Origin of the sequence: Actinomadura sp. WMMB 499 (assembly GCF_008824145.1) — a bacterium.
Classification (GTDB): domain Bacteria; phylum Actinomycetota; class Actinomycetes; order Streptosporangiales; family Streptosporangiaceae; genus Spirillospora.
In genome coordinates, this window is record NZ_CP044407.1 from 7,894,132 (window position 1) to 7,912,739 (window position 18,608).

The 18,608-nt window shown below is 74.7% G+C and carries 17 protein-coding genes; 5 read left to right on the forward strand and 12 right to left on the reverse strand.

Annotation, left to right across the window (positions count from 1 at the left end; all coding sequences use genetic code 11):
- The first annotated feature begins 82 nt into the window (after positions 1–82).
- The gene (locus F7P10_RS35930) at positions 83–466 is read left to right on the forward strand and encodes a hypothetical protein (RefSeq protein WP_151016519.1); all 384 of its coding nucleotides are present in this window, start codon (positions 83–85) and stop codon (positions 464–466) included.
- Positions 467–593: 127 nt separating this feature from the next.
- Here the strand turns inward: F7P10_RS35930 and F7P10_RS35935 are convergent, their stop codons facing one another.
- From F7P10_RS35935 to F7P10_RS35950, 4 genes are read right to left on the reverse strand one after another with little or no spacing between them, the layout of a single operon-like run.
- A complete protein-coding gene (locus F7P10_RS35935; protein ID WP_254716197.1) occupies positions 594–1,883 on the reverse strand; it encodes an adenylosuccinate synthetase in 1,290 nt (429 codons plus the stop codon).
- A 13-nt stretch (positions 1,884–1,896) separates the two neighbouring features.
- Positions 1,897–2,868 (reverse strand): hypothetical protein, encoded by a 972-nt coding sequence (locus F7P10_RS35940; protein WP_151016520.1) that lies wholly within the window; start codon positions 2,866–2,868, stop codon positions 1,897–1,899.
- Positions 2,869–2,878: 10 nt separating this feature from the next.
- A complete protein-coding gene (locus F7P10_RS35945) occupies positions 2,879–3,883 on the reverse strand; it encodes a molecular chaperone DnaJ (RefSeq protein WP_151016521.1) in 1,005 nt (334 codons plus the stop codon).
- The gene (locus F7P10_RS35950) at positions 3,880–4,707 is read right to left on the reverse strand and encodes an NUDIX domain-containing protein (RefSeq protein ID WP_151016522.1); all 828 of its coding nucleotides are present in this window, start codon (positions 4,705–4,707) and stop codon (positions 3,880–3,882) included. Before F7P10_RS35950 ends, F7P10_RS35945 begins: the two co-directional genes overlap by 4 nt.
- Positions 4,708–4,858: 151 nt before the next feature.
- Here F7P10_RS35950 and F7P10_RS35955 point away from each other — a divergent pair, with 151 nt between their 5' ends.
- Positions 4,859–5,164, forward strand: coding sequence for an MTH1187 family thiamine-binding protein (locus F7P10_RS35955; protein WP_151016523.1), 306 nt, complete (start codon positions 4,859–4,861; stop codon positions 5,162–5,164).
- Here the strand turns inward: F7P10_RS35955 and F7P10_RS35960 are convergent.
- The 3 genes from F7P10_RS35960 to F7P10_RS35970 all read right to left on the reverse strand — a co-directional run bounded on the left by F7P10_RS35960 (position 5,142) and on the right by F7P10_RS35970 (position 9,590).
- A complete protein-coding gene (locus tag F7P10_RS35960; RefSeq protein WP_151016524.1) occupies positions 5,142–5,525 on the reverse strand; it encodes an STAS domain-containing protein in 384 nt (127 codons plus the stop codon). The two genes, F7P10_RS35955 and F7P10_RS35960, sit on opposite strands and share 23 nt — an antisense overlap.
- A 122-nt stretch (positions 5,526–5,647) precedes the next feature.
- Entirely contained in the window at positions 5,648–7,612 is a 1,965-nt protein-coding gene (locus tag F7P10_RS35965) for a hypothetical protein (protein ID WP_151016525.1), read from the reverse strand.
- A gap of 130 nt (positions 7,613–7,742) precedes the next feature.
- Positions 7,743–9,590: an APC family permease gene (locus tag F7P10_RS35970; RefSeq protein ID WP_151016526.1), complete on the reverse strand. Its 1,848-nt coding sequence runs from the start codon at positions 9,588–9,590 to the stop codon at positions 7,743–7,745.
- Positions 9,591–9,959: 369 nt separating this feature from the next.
- Here F7P10_RS35970 and ggt point away from each other — a divergent pair, with 369 nt between their 5' ends.
- The 3 genes from ggt (at position 9,960) to F7P10_RS35985 (ending at position 13,290) form a co-directional block, all read left to right on the forward strand.
- Positions 9,960–11,864 (forward strand): gamma-glutamyltransferase, encoded by a 1,905-nt coding sequence (gene ggt, locus F7P10_RS35975; protein ID WP_368077433.1) that lies wholly within the window; start codon positions 9,960–9,962, stop codon positions 11,862–11,864.
- 51 nt (positions 11,865–11,915) lie between these two features.
- Positions 11,916–12,266 carry a divalent-cation tolerance protein CutA gene (cutA, locus tag F7P10_RS35980; protein ID WP_151016527.1) on the forward strand — a complete coding sequence of 117 codons (351 nt, stop codon included), beginning with the start codon at positions 11,916–11,918 and terminating at the stop codon, positions 12,264–12,266.
- A gap of 130 nt (positions 12,267–12,396) precedes the next feature.
- A complete protein-coding gene (locus tag F7P10_RS35985; protein ID WP_254716198.1) occupies positions 12,397–13,290 on the forward strand; it encodes an oxygenase MpaB family protein in 894 nt (297 codons plus the stop codon).
- Between the two features lie 51 nt (positions 13,291–13,341).
- Here the strand turns inward: F7P10_RS35985 and F7P10_RS35990 are convergent, their stop codons facing one another.
- The 5 genes from F7P10_RS35990 to F7P10_RS36010 form a co-directional block, all read right to left on the reverse strand.
- Positions 13,342–13,641, reverse strand: coding sequence for a metal-sensitive transcriptional regulator (locus F7P10_RS35990; RefSeq protein WP_151016528.1), 300 nt, complete (start codon positions 13,639–13,641; stop codon positions 13,342–13,344).
- 69 nt (positions 13,642–13,710) lie between these two features.
- The gene (locus F7P10_RS35995) at positions 13,711–14,301 is read right to left on the reverse strand and encodes a histidine phosphatase family protein (protein ID WP_151016529.1); all 591 of its coding nucleotides are present in this window, start codon (positions 14,299–14,301) and stop codon (positions 13,711–13,713) included.
- A 93-nt stretch (positions 14,302–14,394) separates the two neighbouring features.
- A complete protein-coding gene (gene ald / locus F7P10_RS36000; RefSeq protein ID WP_151016530.1) occupies positions 14,395–15,510 on the reverse strand; it encodes an alanine dehydrogenase in 1,116 nt (371 codons plus the stop codon).
- Positions 15,511–15,691: 181 nt separating this feature from the next.
- Positions 15,692–16,867: a glycerate kinase gene (locus F7P10_RS36005; protein ID WP_254716199.1), complete on the reverse strand. Its 1,176-nt coding sequence runs from the start codon at positions 16,865–16,867 to the stop codon at positions 15,692–15,694.
- A gap of 136 nt (positions 16,868–17,003) precedes the next feature.
- Positions 17,004–18,449, reverse strand: coding sequence for an NCS2 family permease (locus tag F7P10_RS36010; RefSeq protein ID WP_151016531.1), 1,446 nt, complete (start codon positions 18,447–18,449; stop codon positions 17,004–17,006).
- Positions 18,450–18,608: the final 159 nt, after the last annotated feature.

Here is an 18,608-nt window from a genome sequence, read left to right on the forward strand (position 1 = left end):
CGTGGCGATACGCCGGGCTCGCGGCGTAACGTCGGACCCTCGTCGTACCGTGGACGCGTCCACGGCCGGCCGAGGGGGCACTGTGAAGCTGCTGACCGCCACGAACTCGACCCAGGGATTCCGCGACAACGACTTCGACTGGTGCGTCGAGGGCGAGCTCGTCCACATCGGCGTCGTGTGCGCCCGCGACACCGGAGACCCGGACGGCGGCTGCGGCTGCGGCCGCTCGTTCGCGGGCCTCAACTCCCACCGTGCCACCACCACCGCGATGGTCCGGGAGGTCCCCGGGTTCACCGGCGCCGACTACGTGGAGGCGATCAGATCGAGCCTGCAGCAGCAGGGCTGCGACGCCTCCAACGCCGAGCACGAGGCGGCGCTGCTGCGCTGCCTCGTGCGCGACTGGCCGGTGGGCGCGATCGTCGAGCGCCGCCTCGACGAGATCGTCGTCCGCCAGGTCGTCCGCTGAATCCCGCGCGCCCTGCGCCCCTCTGTGCACGGCGGCCGTTGCCGCCGGCCGACAGCCGCCCCCGCCAGGCCGCCTGACGGCCGGTAGACGGCCGGCCGGAAGCCGCTTCGGACGGGCGGGTCCGTGGTCAGGGAGCGGTGGCGGGTTCGGTGGTGCGCTTGTCGGCCGTGGTCGGGCCGTGCGAGCGCAGGACCACCGGGGCCCGGAGGGCTTCCTCGACGGCCTCCTCCGGACGGGCGAGCGGGGCGTACACCGGGCGGGCCGCCAGCAGCCGCCGGGTGAGGGCCTCCTGCAGGTCCAGGCGTCCCGCCGGGTTGGGCGCGAGGCGCCGCACGGTGGCGTCGCCGATGCGGTAGGCGTGGCAGACGCGCAGATCGGGACGCGCCCCCGCGACGTCCAGGTGCGTGACCGCCACGCCGTCCATCCCGCCGGTGACCTCCCGCGCGTACCGCAGCGCGACCGCGTCGAGGTGCCCGGCGCGGAACGCGCCCTGCCACGGGCCCGTCCCGTTGTGCGGCTCCGGCAGCTCGCGGGCGAGCACCGGGTCCTCGGTGACGAACGGACCCGGACCGTGCCGGGTCGCGTACGCCCGCACGACCCCGAGGCGGGCCGCGCCGCCCCCCGCCTCGCGCAGCAGCGCCTCGGCGTTGCCGAACGTGGTCGTCGACCAGGTCGTGTACGGGTGGAAGCCGTGCCACTCGTCCAGCAGCACGCCCTGCGCGCCCTCGAACACGACGGGCCCACCGGCCAGGAGCCGCCGCAGGTGGCCGCCGTCCACGACGCGGACACGCTCGCCGAAGGCCGCGAACGCGGCGGCGCAGTCGGCCGCGTCCGGGACGTCCGGGACGTCCGGGACGTCCGAGGGGCCGGCGGGGAACGTGTCCAGGTACCACTCGCGGACGGCGGCCAGCCTGCGGCGCAGCCGCGCGGGAGAGCGGCAGTCGCCCGCTCGGGGCGCGTCCTCGTGGGCGAGCGCGTAGGACGCGGTCTCGCCGACCCCCATCCCGCACGACCCGTGCCGGTCCGCGCCCCGTGCCCGCTCGCGCGCCCGTCCGGCCGCCCGGTGGTAGGGCGTCGTCAGCAGTGCGTCGCCGTCCACGGTGAGCCGCTCGAGCGCGTCGCCGACGCCGACCTCCCGGAGGTGGCCCGCCTCGGCGGCGAGCGCGAGCGGGTCGACGAGCATGAACCGGGACAGGTGCGTCCGCACCCCGGGCGTGAACGTCCCGGAGCCGAACTGCGCGAACGTGTGGTGCCGCCCGTCCGGGGTCACCACGTTGTGCGCCGCCTGCGCGCCGCCGTTGAACCGCACGACCGCGTGCACGGGGGACGCGGCGCACAGGTGGTCGACGACCGTGCCCTTCCCGGCGTCGCCGAATCCGAGGTCGACGACGATCACGTTCTCCGCGCCGAACAGCACGTCGCGGTCCCCGCTACAGCCGGGTGGTGCGGGCGGCGGCGGGGCGGTCGAGGCCGGGCGGCGCCGGGGACGTGGCCGCGGGGGCGCGGGCGCCGTCCAGGCGGGCCAGCGCGCGCGACACCGAGTCGCCTGCGGTCGAGCCCGACTCGGCGAGGTGGCCGAGTCCCTCGGCGAGGTCGATGGCGTCCTCGCCGAGCCCGACGGTGAGCGCGATCGTCTCGCAGACGGCGTCCAGATCGTCCAGGTAGAGGACGTTCTGGCCGAGCAGGTCGCGCCAGAAGTCGCGCAGTTCGGGCTTGCCGGAGTGGTAGCCGCCCTCGGGGATGATGAAGTACACGTCCCACCTGCGGCGCAGCTCGCGCACGAGTTCGGCGACGGGGACGTCGGCGGGCACGTCGGTGCCGATGATCTTCGCGATCTCGCGGCGGCGCGCCTTCGGGTAGGCCAGCTCGTCGCCGATCATGAACAGGTAGCCGCGCTTCCCGCGCTTGTCGAAGCAGTCGGTGGCGGTGTGCCGGGCCATGAAGTACATCGCCAGCTCGTAGGACTCCCGCAGCTGGCCGCCGCCCCCGCCCTCGATGAGGATCTTGGCGAGGTCGTCGTCCATCCGGTTGTCGGCCTCGAACTGGCCGACCTGCAGCGGGGCCCGGTCGCAGGTGGCGTCGCCGACGGCGCCGAACAGGATGTGCGGGTCGGCGGCGTAGCCCTTGCGCAGCAGCAGGCCGAGCAGGTCCGGCAGCTTGGACTGCAGGGTGCGGGGGACGGTGCCCATCGACCCGGTGACGTCGAACAGGACGGCGATCGCCAGCGACTCCGGGTGGTCGTCGGAATCGCGGCTCTCGCGCACGGTGGCGCCGCGCGGGTCGAGGTCGGGGTGGACGGTGGTGGCGCCGCCGTCGCTGTAGGCGAAGGCGCTGACGCCGTTGGCGGCCTGGTAGCTCTTGCGGGCGGCGTAGACGTCGGTGGACCAGTGTCCGCTTCCCATGGGGCTCTCCTCAGTCGGTCTCGGGCAGGTGGAAGGGGCGGAAGCGGCGCGGGCCGTAGAGCCGTTCGAGCAGGTCGTCGAACTCGGCCAGCAGCCGCCAGGCGTCGGACGGGCGGCGGTGCGGCGCCGGGAGCGTGCAGCCCCGCGCGAACGCGCGCATCGCGCCGGGCGCCCGGTCGCCCATGAGGACGGTCATGCAGCGGGCGGCCATGAACAGGTCGGTGCCGGGCGTCGCGGCCCCGCGGCCGGGCACCTCGGGCGGGTACAGGTCCGCGTGCCGGTCGACCATCGCCGGGACGCGCCCGCCGGGGTCGGTGACCGCGTGGCACCAGCCGACGAGGACCAGGCCGTGCTTCTCCGGGTGGATCATGACGTGCTCGGGCAGGACGGCGCCGTGCAGGACGCCCGCGCGGTGCGCGGACCCGAGCGCGACGAGCAGGCGGCGCCACATCCAGGCGGCGTCGCGCGGGTCGACGCCGTCCGGGTACGCGCGGCGGACGGCGGCGAGGTCGTGGAAGCCGTCGAGCTCCCGCAGGACGTCGACCCGCCGCCGCGCGCCCGTCGCGGCGTCCCGGTGCCGGAACGTCTCGACCAGGTGCGGGACGTACGCGCGGTGCCGTCGCTCCCCGCGCGCGGCGAGCCGCCGCAGTGCCGTCGCCTCCCGCTCGATCAGGTCGCCGTCCCGGGGGTCCCGCGGCATCTTGACCAGGACCCGCTCCCCACCGTCCGCGCGGGCCGGGTACAGCTCGGCGACGTCGCCGCCGATCGGGTCGCCGCCGAGCCGGTAGGCGTGCCGCCCGCCGATGATCGTCGCGGCGCCGGCGCCGTGGTAGGCGCGCCACAGCGCGGTCAGCCGGGTGAACGCGTCGTGGGTGCGGCCACCGGTCGCGTCCGGGTGGACGGCCCGGGCCAGCCGGCGGTAGCGCCGCGCGGCCTCGGCGGCGTCGGAGCCGAACAGGTCGGCGGGCGTGCGGGCCGCGTCGAGCCCGGCCAGGGCTTCGTCCAGGGGCGTCATCTGATCAGCTCCTCCCGGCCGGGGCGCAGCAGCGCGGGATGCAGCAGGCGGGCGTCCCCGGCCCGGTACAGGCGGGGCCGGGGCCCGCCGCGCCGCCCGGCCGTCCGGTCGGACGTCGCGCCGGTGCTCTCCACGAATCCGGGCACCGACAGGACCTTGCGGTGGAAGTTGCCGGCGTGCAGTTCCTCGCCCCAGACCGCCTCGTAGACGGCCCGCAGCTCGGGGATCGTGAACTCGTCCCCGCAGAACGCGGTGGCGAGCGGCGTGTACTCGAGCTTCCCGCGCGCCCGCTCCAGGCCGTCGGACAGGATCCGCGCGTGGTCGAAGGCGAGCCTGCGGGTGGTGCCGGGCCGCTGGTCCCCGGTCTCGGTGAGGCCGAGCGCGGCGACGTCCGTCCACTGCGCGGCGGCCGCGTCGCCGCCCGCGCGCGGGTCGGGCAGCTCGGGCGCGAACGCCAGGTAGGCGACGGACACGATCCGCATGCGCGGATCGCGGCCGGGCCCGCCGTAGGTGGCGAGCTGCTCCAGGTGCAGGCGGCCCAGCTCGGCGCCGCCCGCCTCGAGGCCGGTCTCTTCCGCGAGCTCGCGGACGGCCGCGTCCGGCAGGTCCTCGCCCCGGCCGGGCCCGCCCGCCCGGACGAAGCCGCCCGGCAGTGCCGGCATCCCCGCGAACGGGGCCTCGCCGCGCCGGACGAGCAGGACGTGCAGGGCGCCGTCGCGGATCGTCAGCGCGACGACGTCCACCGTCACGGCGACGGGGTCGTAGGCGCGCGGGTCGTAGTTCGCGAGGAAGTCGTGCTCGTCCTGCCGCGGGTCCGGGCTCATCCGTGCTCCGATGTTGTTCTCACTTTGAGTTTGTCTCTGTCTGAGAATAACATAGCCCGGACGGCTCTCCGTGTCCACCCCGCTCCCCGTGATGAGATCGTTGGAGGACGGATCGAACGAACCGGACAGACCGGACGGCTGGAGGTGCGCTGTGCTCGTCGCGTTCTCGGTGACCCCGCTCGGCACGGGGGAGGACGTCGGGGAACTCGTCGCGGAGGCGGTGCGGGTGGTGCGCGAGAGCGGCCTGCCCAACCGCACCGACGCGATGTTCACCACGATCGAGGGGGAGTGGGACGAGGTGATGGCCGTGGTCAAGGCCGCCACCGACGCCGTCGCCGCCCGCGCGCCCCGGGTGAGCCTGGTGGTGAAGGCGGACGTGCGGCCCGGCGTGACCGGGGCCCTCGACGCCAAGGTCGAGAGCGTCGAGCGTCACCTCAGCCGGACAGCCACTCCCTGATCTCCTCGTCGGTGCGCGGGAGCACGCACCACAGCGCCTCGTCCATCGAGCCGCACAGCGGGACGTCCCGGTCCAGGCCGAGGATCCGGAACACCTTCGCCGCGTACGGGCGCACGCCGACCAGTGCCAGCGCGGCGCCCTCCGCCTCGCACGCGCGGGCGCACCGGCACACCGTCCGCATGCCCTCGGCGTCGAAGAACGTCACGCCGGAGACGTCCAGCACGAGCGGGCGCCCGGTCAGCGGGCGCAGCCGGGACCGGACGTGCGGGCACGAGGCCCGGTCCAGTTCCCCGCTCAGCAGCACGGTGGTGTGCCGCTCGCCCTCGATGACGACCATGTCGACGCCGCCACCAGGCTCCATGATCCCCCCTTACCGGTCGCCGGTCACCGGAAGAGCATCGCGCGGTCACGGGCGGTTGCCAAGCGATTCGCGGGAGTGGCGCGGTCAGGGCCGGGGGTCAGGAGGCGCGGTCAGGAGGCCGGTCAGGGGGCGAGGACGCACGGGCCGCCGCCGCAGACGTCGACGACGCGGCCGGTCTCGAGGAAGATCGCCTTCTGCCGCCGGGCGTCGGCGTCGTTCCGCGGATCCGAGTGCGGGTCCTCGCCCCGCGCGGGCGGGGTGTTCGTCGTCGGCGGCGCCGGCGTGCCGCTGTCCCAGACGACCATGGCCGACCCCTCGTGCGACGCGCCGAAGGCCGGGACGCCCCAGTACGGGACGGCGTCCGGGCTGCGGCCGGGGCGCAGCGCCGGGACGTGGACGTGCGCGCCGATCGTCCGGGCCTGGACGTCGGAGGCCACGTTCGCGACTTGGTGATCGCCGAACGCGACGTGCATCAGCACCCGGTGCGGGGGAGTCCCGGGGAGCGGGTCGCCGGTCATGTGCCGCGCGTAGCCGTTGGCCTCGCCGCGGTCCCACAGCATCTGGATCAGCGCGAGCCCGATCTGCTGGTCGAGCTTGTCGGGGTAGAAGACGTCGTACACGCGCGCGTACGTCGGGAAGTCGGAGCTGCGGTTCAGCATCGTGCTGTAGTTCATCGCCGGGACGCCGAGGACGGCGCGGCGGATGTCGGGGGACACGGCGGTGAGCGCCCCGCCCATGATCCCGCCCTGGCTGTTGCCGTCGAAGGTCAGCGGCGCGTCGCGGTCGATGAGGGACGCGCCCGAATCGTCCTGGAACGCGGCGTGGCCGGGGAAGCCGCGGGTCATGGCGCGGCCCAGGAAGACGAAGTTGAGCATGCCCTGCTGGAGGCGGTCGGCGACCGTCCGGAACCGGGTCAGGTCGGTGAGCGCCGAGACGACGTTCGGAACGTCCTCGTCGGCCATCCCGATCCACTTCGTCGCGCAGAACACGAAGCCGTGCTCGTCCGCCATGGCCTTGACGTTGCCCGCGCCCACCTCGTTGTGCGAGCCGAGGAGCCCGTGCCCGTACAGGGCGGGACGGGCCGGTTCGGCGAACGCCGCGCGGGGGATCTCGCACCGGAACGGGACGGCCTGGTCGTTGCCGGGCAGCCGGGACGGCAGCCCGTCCGGGCCGAGCCGGAACTTCGAGCCCGGCAGGCCCCCGTACTGATCCAGGTAACCCGGCGCCCACACGACGCCCTCGACCTCGCGGGCGATCCGCGCGTCGACGTCCTCGCGCACCCGCGTGACCAGGAAGGACGGCGAACGGTCCCCGAGCCGTCCGAGCGCGTCGTCGCGGATGTGCAGCATCCGCCCGGTGAGGCCGTCGCGGCTCGCGACGGTGAAGTCCCACGCGAGGTAGAGGCCGGCGCGGTCCACGCCGTGCGCGGCGAGGTCGGCGAGCACCGGCCGCATCGACCGCTGCCGCTCGGCCAGCGGGTGGCCGCCGGGCAGGTCGGGCCCGGTGATCGTGCGGAACGCCGGGTTCGGCGCGATCGGCGCGCCCGAGCCGTCCCGAAGGTTCCGCAGCGCGACGACGTAGCGGTGGCCCTCCAGGAAGTTGCGGGCGGGCCGGACGATCAGTGCGCGGCGGTCCTCCGGCGCGTTCGCGTCGAGTTCCGCCCAGTGGGGCCACCGCTCGCCGGTCTCGGTGTCGATCACGACGATGGGGGCGTCCGGTTCGAGGGAGGCGCCGATGTCGGTGACGGGCGCCGCGCCGCTGCGCGCGAGGTCGACGCCGGGGACGCGGCTCAGCAGCATCGAGCCGGGGGAGAAGCCGTCGGCCCGGTTCCACTCGTCCGGTGCGACCGGCACCCCGAGCGCGTTGCGCGGCATCGTCCGCAGGTCCACGCGGTGTCCGGTGGGCGTGCCCGGATCGCGTGCCGTGTACCAGTCGTTGGGGAACGGCAGCAGGCACGCGGCCGGGGCGATGGGGTCGCAGCCGTCCCGCGTGTCCGCGGCGGCCGGGGCCGCGGCCAGGGGGGCCGCCCCGGCGATCGCCAGGACGAGCGCGCACAGCGCGGCGGGCAGGGCGCGTGGGAGACGCAACGTCCACCTCCGGATGATCCGCGGCGTTGTGCCGAGATCATGGACGCGTCGCGGCCTCCGGTCAATGCGTGCCCGGCCGGCGCGCGTCCGGATGCGGCCATGCCCTCCCGCGCCCCGTCCCGTGCCGGGGTCAGCGCCGGTGGCGGCCGCCCGGGTGCGGCGGCTCCTCCCGCCCGTCGTCCCGTTCCTCGTCCCGGCGCGGGTCCGGCGACGTCCGCCGCGGGTCGCGCGCGGGCGGGACGGGCGGGGCGTCCGGGCGGCGCCGCGAGTACCGGCCCGTGGGGTACGGGGTCTCCGGCGCGGGGACGCCCCCCGGCCGCGGTGACGGCGGCGGTGGCGGCGGGGCGGAGAGCGGTCCCGAGAGCGGGCCGGACACGGGCTCGACGCCGGGCGGCAGCCCGCCGGGCGGGGGCGAGCCGGGCGGGGGCGAGCCGGGCGGGGGCGCGTCCAGGACGGGACGTTCCGCCGGAGGCTCGTCCAGCAGCAGCTTCAGCTCGCTCTTGCGGCGCCCGTACGCCAGGTAGAGCAGGAGGCCGGCGAGCATCCAGAGGGCGAAGTAGACCCACGTCCGCACGTTGAGGTTCAGCATCAGCCAGCCGATCGCCGCCATCGTCACCGTGGCGGTCAGGGGCGCGGCCGGCACCCGGAACGGGCGGTGCAGGTCGGGGCGGGCGCGGCGCAGCGTCGGGACGGCGGCGGCGACGAACAGGAACGCGAACAGCGTCCCGAGCACCACGAGCTGCTCGAGGGTGAGGACGTCCACGGTCTGGGACATGACGATCGCCGCGCCGCCCGCGAGCAGGGTGGCGCGGGAGGGCACCCGGTACCGGCTCATCCCGGCGAGCGGCCGCGGCAGCAGCCCGTCCCGCGACATCGAGAAGATCACGCGCGTGAGGCTGATCAGCAGCACCAGGGTGACCGTGGTGAGCGCCAGCACCGCCCCGATGTCGATGATCTTGGCCATCGCGCCGGAGCCGGCCGCGTCGAACGCGGTCGCGAGCAGCAGCCCGCTCTGGTCGAGCCGCGCGAGCCCGTCCGTCCCGGCCATGCCGACGAACGTGACGGCCACGGCCGAGTACAGGACGACGGCGGACACGAGCGCGGTGAGGATGCCGCGCGGCACCTTGCGGGGCGCGTCGTCGGTCTCCTCCGACGCGGTCGCGATCAGGTCGAAGCCGATGTAGGCGAACGCGATGGCGGGGGCGGCGGCGAGCACCCCCCAGACGCCGAAGACGTGCGGCGTGCCGCCGCCGAGCGCGCCGAGCACCGCGTCCAGGACGGTCCGGCCGTTCTCGGGCGCGGGCTGCGCGGGCGGGACGAGCGGCGTGAGGTTGCCGGGCTCAAAGTACTTCAGGCCGACGGCGACCACGAGGCCGATCACGACGACCTTGGCCATCACCATGAACCACAGCGTCCGCAGCCCGAGCCGGCTGCCGGTGGCGAGCATGAGGACGAGCAGCGCCAGGATGCCGAACGCGAAGAGGTCGGGCCCCTTCTCCTGGCCGATCAGGTCGCCGAGCCAGGACGGGACGCCGACGCCGAAGTCGTGCAGCGTCTGCGTCGCGTACAGGGACCAGACGCGCGCGAGCACGGACGCGGCGAGGAGCAGCTCCATCATCAGCGCCCACCCGACGACCCAGGCCCACACCTCGCCGAACGCGACGTAGCTGAACGAGTAGGCGCTCCCGGCGACCGGAATGATCGACGACAGTTCGGCGTAGGCGAGTGCGGCCAGCAGGCACACGAAACCGGCGATGAGGAACGACACCAGGACGGCGGGACCGGCGGTGCCCGCGGCCTGCTCACCGGCGATCTTGAAAATGCCGGAGCCGATCATCACGCCGAGGCCGAGCACCACGAGATCGCGGGTCCGGTAGACCACGCGGAGGCGGTGCCGGCCGCCGTACAGCCGGCCGGTCGCCTGCTCGACGGGCAGGCGCCGGAACATGTTCGTGCGCGTGCGGATGTCCCAGGTCATAGGCGGTCCCCCCTGGCACCGGCCCCCGTGGCGCCGGTCGCGGGGGTCGTCGGCGAAGTCCCCAAGAATTCACCAGGTATGACCGAAAATGCAACGCTTGCCGGGAGGTCGATGCCCAATCGCTGTCGTCGAATCCTGCCAAACTCCGGAGCCGGAGGCGGGGCGCAGCGGCATGCTCACCCAGGGCGAACACCGATTCGGTTTCGGTGGGAGCGCTCCAGTCCGAACCATTCGCAATATGTGCGGACGAAAGTAAATTCGAGCGAAGATCGGCCGGTGTCGGCCGTCCCCCGGCGCCGGCGGCGCGGACGGTGGCGCACGGCGAAGATCGATGACACCGTGGAGGCGCCGCGATCTTCAGGAGGCCCGGTGTCCCGCTCCCCGTCGCACCCGTCCCCGCCCGGCCCGTCCCGCCCGCGCCCGTGCGGGCCGCGCGGCCGGCGGTTCCGCCGGACGGCTCCGGCCACCGCGGTCGCCCTGAGCGCGGCCCTCGCCGCCGCGACCGCCCTGACCGCCCCGGCGTCCGCCGGCCCCCGGCACCCATCGCCGCCGGGCAAGCGGCCGGTCGCCACCGGGTACGGCGGCGCGGTCTCCACCGTCGACCCGTACGCGAGCCGGACCGCGCTGGACGTCCTGAAGCACGGCGGCAACGCGATGGACGCGGCCGTCGCCGCCGCGGCGACCCTCGGCGTCACCGAGCCGTACGTCGCGGCGATCGGCGGCGGCGGGTTCATGACCTACTACGACGCCCGCAGCGGACGGGTGCACTCGATCGACGGCCGGGAGACGGCACCGGAGCGGATGCGCGCGGACTCGTTCACCGACCCGGAGAGCGGCGAGCCGCTGCCGTTCGACGAGGCCGTCACCAGCGGGCTCGGCGTCGGCGTGCCCGGCACGGTCGCGCAGTGGGAGCTGGCCCTCGACCGGTTCGGGCAGCGCAAGCTCCGCCACCTGCTGCGGCCCGCCATCGAGGTCGCCGACCGGGGGTTCGTCGTCGACCGGGAGTTCCGCGACCAGACGGCCGTGAACGCCGGGCGGTTCCGCGACATCGCCCCCACCCGCGAGCTGTTCCTGCCCGGCGGGAAGGTGCCCGAGGTCGGCTCGGTCTTCCGCAACCCCGACCTCGCCGACACCTACCGCGCGCTCGCGCGGTACGGGGGCGACTGGCTGTACGAGGGCCGTCTCGGCCGCGAGATCGTGCGGACGGTCGCCGATCCGCCGGTCGCGCCCGGCGCCGCCCGCACCGTCCGTCCCGGCCTGATGCGGCCCGGCGACCTGGACGCCTACCGCGCGAAGCTCCGGAAGCCGACGCACGTGTCGTACCGGGGGCTGGACGTGTACGGGATGCCGCCGCCGTCGTCCGGCGGGTCCACGGTCGGGGAGGCGCTCAACATCCTCGAGGAGTTCGACCTCGGCGCGGACCGCCCGGCCGACGCGCTGCACCTGTACCTGGAGGCGTCCAAGCTCGCCTACGCCGACCGGGGCCGCTACCTCGGCGACGCCGACAAGGTCGACGTCCCGCTCGGCGAGCTGCTGTCGCAGGGGTTCGCGGGCGAGCGCGCGTGCCTGATCGAGCCGGACGAGGCCGCGCCCGCGCCCGTCCCGCCCGGCTCGCCGGACGGACGGTACGGGCCGTGCGAGCCCGCGCGCGGCGCGGCGGCGCCCCTCACCGGCGAGGGCCCGCAGACCACCCACCTCGTCGTCTCCGACCGGTGGGGCAACGTCGCGTCCTACACGCTGTCGATCGAGCAGTTCGGCGGCAGCGGCATCACCGTCCCCGGCCGCGGCTTCCTGCTGAACAACCAGCTCACCGACTTCTCGTTCGAGCCGCCCGGGCCCGGCGAGGCGCCCGACCCGAACCTGCCCGGCCCGCACAAGCGCCCGCGCAGCAGCATGGCCCCGACGATCGTGCTGGCGGACGGCCGGCCGCGGCTCGCGCTCGGCACCCCGGGCGGCTCCACGATCATCACGACGGTGCTGCAGATCCTCGTCAACCGGCTCGACCTCGGCATGGACCTGCCGGAGGCCCTCGAAGCGCCCCGCGCCACCCAGCGCAACACGCCGCAGGTCTTCGCGGAGCAGGAGTTCATCGACCGGTACGGCGACGAGCTGCGCGCGCGCGGACACGAGCTCGAGCTGTTCGCGGGGCCGCCGGAGGGCGTGATCGGCGCCGCGAACGCGCTGGAGATCCTGCGGCCCGGCCTGGTCCAGGCGGTCGCCGAGCCCGAACGGCGCGGCGGCGGCAGCGCCCTCGTCGTCCGACCGGTCCGATAGCGTGCGGTTCCCGCAAGCGTGCCGGATCCGCGAGAGGGAAGGACTCGTGCCATGGCGCAGTCATACGTCCAGGTGACGACCACCACCGACTCGCGGGCCGAGGCGGCCGAGCTGGCCAAGGCGTCGGTGTCCGAGCGGTTCGCGGCGTGCGCCCAGCTCGTCGGCCCGATCGCCAGCACCTACTGGTGGGAGGGCGAGATCGAGTCGGCGGAGGAGTGGATGGTGCTGTTCAAGACCACCGTCGACCGGTTCGACGAGCTGGCCACCCTGATCACCGACCTGCACTCCTACGACTCTCCCGAGATCATCGCGACGCCGGTGGTCGCCGGCAGCCTGGACTACCTCGCCTGGATCGCCGAGCAGACCGAGATCGACGAGGCGGAGGACCCGGACGAGGACTGACCGTCGAAGACGGCCGCCCGCGGGAGATACCGAGGCCGCTCCCTGACGCGTGTGACCCAGGACATACCTGGGTAAATCTTCAGTTACGCGGATCGACGTGGTTTCCTCGGCGCGAGGAAAGGGGGCCGCCGTGCACGACGAGACACGCGGGACGCAGCCCAGCGACGCGCGGGCCGACGGACCGGACGACGGGCTGTTCGGGCCCGGCTCGATCACCTGGCGGGTGATGGGCGAACCGGTTCTGATCATCGGCGGGATCAGGGCGCTGCTGCTCCAGTCGCTGCACCCGCGCACCATGTGGGGCACCGCCCAGAACTCCGAGCTGATGAAGGCGGACGCCGCCTGGGGCCGGCTGACCCGGACGGTCGAGTTCGTCCGCGTCCGCACCTACGGGACGCCCGAGGAGGTCGAGCGGATCGGGCGCCGCGTCCGCAAGCTGCACTCCAAGCTGACCGGCGTGGACATGCGCACCGGCGAGACGTTCCCGATCGACGCCCCCGAGAACCTGCTCTGGGTGCACATGGGGGAGGTCGACTCCTACCTGGACGTCGCGCGCCGCGCGGGCGTCCCGCTGACCGCCCGCGAGGCCGACCGGTTCGTGGACGAGCAGCGCCGCGCCGCCGCAGTCGTCGGCCTCGACCCCGCGGACGTCCCGGCGTCCGTCGCGGAGATGGCGGACTACTACGCCGACATGCGGGGCCGCATCTGGGCGTGCGACGAGGCCCGGCTCGGGCTGCGCCGGATGTTCAGCCCGGCCGTCCCGCGCAACCTGCTCCCGCTGAAGCTCGCCGCGCCCGCCGTCGGGAGCCTGACGGTGTCGACGCTGCCGCGCTGGGCCCGCCGCATGTACGGGCTGCCCGGCCTGCCGACGTCCGACCTGGCGGCCACGCTCACGCTCAAGAGCCTGTACCGGACCACCCGCGCGGTGCCCGAGCGCTACCGCTACTCCCCGGACGCGCGGCGCGCCCTGCGCCTCACCCGTGCGCGGGAGACCGAGGCGTCCACCTGGACGATCGCGTCCTGAGCGGCGCCCGGCCGGGCCCGGCCCGGCGGTCGGCCGGCTCCCGGCCGCCCGTCAGCCGCGGCGCATCAGCCGCCCGACGGCGGCCATGAGCTCGGTGGACATCGCGTCGCCCTTGCCCTCCTCGGCGCCCTCGGCGACGCAGTGCCGGACGTGGCCGTCGAGGAGGCCGAGCGCGACCTTGTCGAGGGCGGCCTGGATGGCGCTGATCTGGGTCAGGATGTCGATGCAGTACCGGTCGTCCTCGACCATGCGCTCGATGCCGCGCACCTGCCCCTCGATCCGGCGGAGCCGGGTCTGCAGCTGGTCCTTGGTGGCGGTGTAGCCGCGCGTGGGGGCCTCGCTGTTCGCCATCTCGGTCCTCGCAATCGGTCTGGGGCCTCGCACGCCGCGGAGACGCCCCCCGCAGGGGTATGTTATGCGCTAGTTCGGTGGGATGTTCCAGGCGGAGACGACCGGACGCCCGTGCTCGGTGCCCAGCACGGACAGCGTTCCCGTCGCGAGCGCGAACAGGCGCCCCAGCGCCGGTTCCAGGCCGAGCCAGCGGGCCGTGAGGACGCGCAGGAAGTGCCCGTGCGCGACGAGCGCGACGTCCCCGTCGTCCGGCAGCGGGCACACTCGGGCCAGGACGGCGTCTGCGCGCGCGCCCACCTGCTCGAGGGACTCGCCCGGATGTTCGGCGTCGCCGGGGATCACCCCGTCCGTCCACAGGTACCAGCCGGGCCGTTCCTGCCGGATGCGGGCCGAGGTGACGCCCTCGTAGCCGCCGTAGTCCCACTCCCACAGGTCGCCGTCGACGCCGTCGGCCGGCAGGCCCGCCAGTTCGGCGGTACGGCGCGCGCGGTCGGCGGGGCTGACCAGCGTGCGGACGATCGTGCGGCGGGCGAGCGCCCCGCGCAGCGCGCGGGCCTGCCCCTCGCCCCGTTCCGTCAGCGGGAGGTTCGTGCGCCCGGTGTGCCTGCGCGCACGGCTCCACTCGGTCTCGCCGTGCCGCACGATGATCAGCTGCCCCATGCGCCCCACTCTAGGCAGCACGTTCCCGCCGCCCGCATCCCCCGGGCGGGTGGCGTGCCGGGGGAGCGGTGAGACGGGTCAGGCCAGGACGGGTCATGCCAGGACGGACGGCAGCGGCCGGTACGGCAGCCCGTGGGCTTCGGCCACGTGGTCGTAGACGACCTCACCCGCGTGCGTGTTGAGCCCGCGCGCCAGCGACGCGTCGGCGTTCAGCGCGGCGTGCCAGCCCTTCTCGGCGATGGCGACGGCGTAGGGGAGCGTGACGCCGGTGAGGGCGTAGGTCGAGGTGTTGGGCACCGAGCCCGGCATGTTCGCCACGCAGTAAAACGTGGACCCGTGCACCCGGTAGGTCGGTGCGTCGTGGGTGGTCGGCCGCGAGTCCTCGAAGCAGCCGCCCTGGTCGATCGCGATGTCCACGAGCACCGATCCGGCCTTCATCCCGGCGACGAGGTCGCTCGAGATCAGCTTCGGCGCCTTCGCGCCCGGGATCAGCACCGCGCCGATCACCAGGTCGGCGGCGCGGGCCTGCTGCTCGACGGCGAGCGCGTTCGACACCAGGGTGCGCACCCGCCCCTGGTAGATCGCGTCGATGCGGCGGAGCCGGTCGACGTCGACGTCCAGGATCGTCACGTCCGCGCCCATGCCGACCGCGATCTGCGCGGCGTTCAGTCCGGACACCCCGCCGCCGATCACCACGACCTTCGCGGGCGCCACCCCGGGCACGCCGCCCGGCAGCACGCCGCGCCCGCCGTTGAACGCCATCAGCTGGTAGGCGCCGACCTGCGGGGCGAGCCGCCCGGCGACCTCCGACATCGGGGCGAGCAGCGGCAGCGAGCGGTCCGGGAGCTGCACGGTCTCGTAGGCGATCGCGGTGACGCCCGCCGCCAGGAGGGCCTCGGTGCACTCGCGGGACGCGGCCAGGTGCAGGTACGTGAACAGGACCTGCCCCTCGCGCATCCGGTGGAACTCGGGCGCGATCGGCTCCTTGACCTTGAGGATCAGGCCGCCCTCGGCCCACACCTCGTCGGCCGAGTCGAGGATCTTGGCGCCCGCCGCGGTGTAGTCGTCGTCGGGGATCGCCGAGCCGAGGCCGGCGCCCCGCTCGACGAAGACCTCGTGGTCGTGGCGGGTGAGCTCGTGGACCCCCGCCGGGGTGATGGCCACGCGGTACTCGTGGTTCTTGATCTCGCGGGGTACGCCGATCTTCACGGAAGGCTCCTTGTGGGGGCTGACGTCCGTTACCTCTCAAGCGTCCTGCCCCGGGCGTGCCGCCGCCATGTGCAGCGTGACAGCAGATCGAGGTGTTCGATGACACGGTGTAAGCCTCCCGCGCCGGGCCCGGCACCGCGGGACGCGGCGCTGCCGGGCTCGGGACCGGCGGGCTCGGGACTCAGGACTCCGGGCGGCGGCGGACGGGCGGGAGCCACTCGTCGGCGATCGCGACCGTCAGCTGCTCCAGCAGCGGCCCCGCCCGCCGGGCACGGCTTCCGGCGTCGGGCTCGATGTCCTCCAGCGCGTAGACCGCCTGGATGCGCGCCTTGCGGAGCTGCTCGCCGGTGAGGCCGCGCCGCCCGGCCACGGCGACGACCGGGACGCCCGCGCGCGCCGCCGCCCGCGCGACGCCGATCGGCGCGCCGCCGCGCAGCGAGCGGGTGTCGAGCACGCCCTCGCCGGTGACGACCAGGTGCGCGTCGCGCGCCCGGCCCGCGAACCCGAGCACGTCGAGCAGTACGCCGGGGCCGGGCTCGATCGTCGCGCCGAGGAAGGCCAGCGCGGCGAACCCGGCGCCGCCCCCGCCGCCCGCGCCCGGCCGGTCGCGGGCCGTCCGGCGGGTCGCGGCCTCGGCCAGGTCGGCCCAGCGGCGCAGGCCCGCGTCCAGCACGCGGACCTCGTCGCGGCCGGCGCCGCCGCGCGTCCCGTGCACCGCCGCCGCGCCGCCGCGGCCGAGCAGCGGCCCCGCCGGGTCGCCCGCCGCCACCACCTCGACGCCCGACAGGTCGGGCATGCCGCGCAGGTCGAGGGCGTGCAGCGAGCGCAGCGCGGCCCCGCCGGGCGGCAGGTCGCGGCCGCCCGCGTCGAGCAGCCGCCCGCCGAGCCCCCGCACGATCCCGGCGCCGCCGTCGACGCACGCGGCGTCGCCGAGCCCGAGCACGATCCGGCGGGCGCCGTGCCGCAGCGCGTGCCCGATCAGCCGGCCCGTCCCGACGCTGGTGGCCGCCAGCGGGCGCGGCCGCCCGCCGGGGAGCCGCCGGAGACCGGACGCGGCGGCCAGCTCGACGATCGCGACGTCCCCGGCCAGCGCGAACGCCGCGGCGACGGGCCGTCCGAGCGGCCCGCACACCTCCGCCTCGATCCGCCGCCAGCCCGCCGCGACGGCCGCGTCCACGGTGCCGTCGCCGCCGTCGGCCACCGGCAGCTCCACCACCGGGACGTCCGGCCGCGCCCGGCGCAGCCCGGCGGCCAGGTGCCGCGCCGCCTCCGCCGCCGTCAGGGCGTCGAGGAACCGGTCGGGCGCCACCAGGACTTGGCCGTGCGGGGACGATTCGGAGGGTGGGTCCGCGGACACAGGCAGCCACACTTTCACGCCGGGAGGTAAGGCCTTACCTTCTGCTTACGCGATGTCGGCATCATTTGACACCCGGAACGCGCCGCGAGACTTTCGAACGCGCGGAGAAGTTGCGGAGAGGTACGGCCTTCCGGCGTCAGCGGACGCCCAGCCAGGTCTCTATGGGGTGAATCGCGAAGAACAGCAGGAACAGCACCACCACGGGCCACAGCCACACCGAGACCTCGCGCACCTTGCCCTTGGCGACCTTGATCAACGCGTAGGCGACCATGCCGCCGCCGATCCCGATGGTGATCGAGAACGTGAACGGCATCAGCACGATCGTCAGGAACGCCGGGATCACCAGCTCCAGATCGTCCCAGTCGATCTTGGCGACCTGGGTCATCATCAGCGCGCCGACGACGACGAGCGCGGGCGCCGCGGCCTGCGCGGGCACCACGGCCGCCAGCGGGGTCAGGAACAGCGTGACGGTGAACAGCGCGCCGGTGGCGAGGTTGGCCAGACCGGTCCGGGCGCCCTCGCCGACGCCCGCGGCCGACTCCACGAACACCGTGTTGGCCGACGAGCTGGTGATGCCGCCGAACGCGGCCGACACGCCGTCCACCGACAGGATGCGGCCGAGCCGCGGCACGTCGCCGCGCTCCGACACCAGGCCGGCCTCGTCGCTGACGCCGAGGATCGTCCCCATCGCGTCGAAGAACCCCGACAGGACCAGGGTGAACAGGACGACCAGCGCGGTGATCACCCCGGCCTCGGCGAACCCGCCGAACACGTCGACCTGCCCGAACAGCGAGAAGTCGGGCACGGCGAACAGCTCGTCCGGCATGTCCGGCGTGACGACGCCCCAGCCGCCCTCGGCGATCGTCGCGTTCGCCTGGATGATCACCGCGCCGACCGTTCCGGCCACGATGCCGATCAGGATGCCGCCGGGCACCCGCCGCACGTACAGGACGATCATCAGCAGCAGCGTCAGGCCGAACACCACGGTCGGCCACGTCTCCAGCCGCCCGCCGGTGCCGAGCGCCAGCGGCGGGCTCGTCTCGCTGGAGCTGATGAAGTGCGCGTCGTACAGGCCGACGAGCGCGATGAACGCGCCGATGCCGACCGCGATCGCGTGCTTGAGCGCCAGCGGGATCGCGTTCATGATCCGCTGGCGGATCCCGGTGAGCGCCAGGATCACGATGATCACGCCCTCGATGACCACCAGGCCCATCGCCTGCTCCCAGGTCATCACCGGCGCGGCCTGGAACGCCACGACCGCGTTGATGCCGAGGCCCGCGGCGAGCGCGAGCGGCGCGTTGCCGACCAGGCCCATCAGGACGGTCGCGACGGCCGCCGACAGCGCGGTCATCGTGGTCAGCTGGGGGATCGACAGCGTGGCGCCGGTGACGTCCTTCGCCCCGCCGAGGATGATCGGGTTCAGCAGGATGATGTACGCCATCGCGAAGAACGTGGTGACGCCGCCGCGCAGCTCGCGCGGGACGGTCGTCCCGCGCCCGCTCAGATCGAAGAACCGATCGAGCGGCCCGCGCCCGCCGGGGGGCGGTGATTCGGCTGCCTTCGCAGCAGGGGTGTCGGACATGGCGCGGGCTCAGCCTCCAGCGGCGTCAACTCGGAAAAGTGCGAGCACAGGCTAGCCGCCGCCGTCGCCGATCCGGCCGGTGGCACCACCGCTGGGAGGGTTTTCGCCGGAAGTTCCACCGAAACGCGGCTGGACTGCGCTGCGTGACGGCTTTGCTGC

Coding starts and splice junctions, on each gene's coding strand:
- F7P10_RS35950 (WP_151016522.1), bottom strand. CDS start 4,707: ATGAGCCCGGACCCGCGGCAGGACGAGCACGACTTCCTCGCGAACTAC.
- F7P10_RS35990 (WP_151016528.1), bottom strand. CDS start 13,641: ATGGCGAACAGCGAGGCCCCCACGCGCGGCTACACCGCCACCAAGGAC.
- F7P10_RS35940 (WP_151016520.1), bottom strand. CDS start 2,868: ATGGGAAGCGGACACTGGTCCACCGACGTCTACGCCGCCCGCAAGAGC.
- F7P10_RS35945 (WP_151016521.1), bottom strand. CDS start 3,883: ATGACGCCCCTGGACGAAGCCCTGGCCGGGCTCGACGCGGCCCGCACG.
- F7P10_RS36010 (WP_151016531.1), bottom strand. CDS start 18,449: ATGTCCGACACCCCTGCTGCGAAGGCAGCCGAATCACCGCCCCCCGGC.
- F7P10_RS35960 (WP_151016524.1), bottom strand. CDS start 5,525: ATGGAGCCTGGTGGCGGCGTCGACATGGTCGTCATCGAGGGCGAGCGG.
- F7P10_RS35995 (WP_151016529.1), bottom strand. CDS start 14,301: ATGGGGCAGCTGATCATCGTGCGGCACGGCGAGACCGAGTGGAGCCGT.
- cutA (WP_151016527.1), top strand. CDS start 11,916: ATGGCGCAGTCATACGTCCAGGTGACGACCACCACCGACTCGCGGGCC.
- F7P10_RS35970 (WP_151016526.1), bottom strand. CDS start 9,590: ATGACCTGGGACATCCGCACGCGCACGAACATGTTCCGGCGCCTGCCC.